General features: G+C 46.3%; 1 protein-coding gene. It reads left to right on the forward strand.

Annotated elements, in window-relative coordinates; translation table 11 throughout:
• A partial coding sequence (locus WEIDD23_RS01400) for an AAA family ATPase (RefSeq protein WP_242865366.1) occupies nt 1–1,785 on the forward strand: 1,785 nt, incomplete at both ends.

Here is a 1,785-nt window from a genome sequence, read left to right on the forward strand (position 1 = left end):
ATGTTGGCTAAACTTGGTCGTAATCTGACACAAGAGGCACGTGAAGGTTTGTTGGATCCAGTGATTGGCCGAAATAAGGAGATTCAGGAAACGGCTGAAATTTTGAGCCGTCGCACGAAGAATAATCCGGTACTGGTTGGTGATGCAGGTGTCGGAAAGACGGCTGTGGTTGAAGGATTAGCACAAGCGATTATTGCTGGTGATGTGCCAGCTTCAATCCGCAACAAAGAGATTATCTCAATTGATCTTTCAAGTATCGAGGCGGGTACGCAATACCGTGGTAGTTTTGAAGAGAATGTCCAAAATTTGATTAAGGAAGTTAAAGAAGCGGGAAATGTCATCATCTTCTTTGATGAAATTCACCAAATTTTAGGCACGGGTGCCATGGGTGGCGATTCTGGTTCGAAGGGGTTGGCCGATATTTTGAAGCCAGCTTTGAGCCGTGGTGAGTTCACGGTTATTGGGGCCACGACACAAGACGAGTACCGTAACACGATTTTGAAGAATGCGGCCTTGGCACGTCGTTTCAATGAGGTGACGGTCAACGCGCCTAGTTCAGAAGATACGTTCAACATTTTGTTGGGGATTCGCGATTTGTATGCAGAACACCACAATGTTGAAATTCCAGATAATGTTTTGAAGGCCGCGGTCGACTATTCAGTGCAATACATTCCACAACGGTCATTGCCAGACAAGGCGATTGATTTGTTGGATATGACAGCTGCTCACTTGGCTGCGAAGAATCCAGTGGCCGACGTCGTATCTTTGGAGGCAGATATCAAGCGTGAACGTGACATGCAACAAGCTGCGGCTGATAAGGAAGACTATGAGCAAGCAGCTAAGCACAAGATGACGATCGATAAGCTACAAGAGCAGATCGATAATGCTGGTGAAGCTAAGCGTGTGACGGCGACGGTTAATGATGTTGCTGAAAGTGTTGAGCGTTTGACGGGAGTGCCCGTTGCCCAAATGGGTGCTTCGGACATTGAGCGTTTGAAGGGAATTAACGAACGTCTACGTGGTAAGGTCATTGGTCAAGATGAGGCTGTTGAAGCTGTTTCGCGGGCAATTCGTCGTAATCGTGCTGGCTTCGATGAAGGTAATCGTCCAATTGGTAGTTTCTTGTTTGTTGGTCCAACCGGAACCGGTAAGACTGAACTAGCCAAGCAATTGGCTTTGGATATGTTTGGATCTAAGGAACACGTCATCCGCTTGGATATGTCAGAGTATTCGGATTTGACGGCGGTTTCAAAGTTGATTGGGGCGACGGCTGGCTATGTTGGGTATGATGATAACAGCAATACGTTGACTGAACGGGTTCGTCGTCAACCATATGCCATCGTTTTGCTTGATGAGATTGAAAAGGCAAATCCGCAAGTTTTGACCTTGCTGCTACAAGTTATGGATGATGGTCGTTTGACGGATGGTCAAGGTAACACGGTCAACTTTAAGAATACCGTGGTGATTGCAACGTCAAATGCGGGCTTTGGTAATGAAGCGCTCACGGGAGACGATGCTGCTGATCAAACGCTTAATGATCGTTTGGCACCATACTTCCGTCCAGAATTCTTGAATCGTTTTAATGCAATCGTCGAATTCTCACATTTGACTAAGGATGATTTGCAACAAATTGTTGATTTGATGTTGGCCGATGTGAACCACACACTAGCTAAGAAAGACATTACTTTGTCAGTAACGCCAGCTGCTAAGGCTTGGTTGATTGAGGAAGGTTACGATGAAGCAATGGGTGCACGCCCACTGCGTCGTGTGATTGAACAACAAATT

This window comes from Weissella sp. DD23, assembly GCF_001579105.1.
Taxonomy (GTDB): domain Bacteria; phylum Bacillota; class Bacilli; order Lactobacillales; family Lactobacillaceae; genus Weissella; species Weissella cibaria.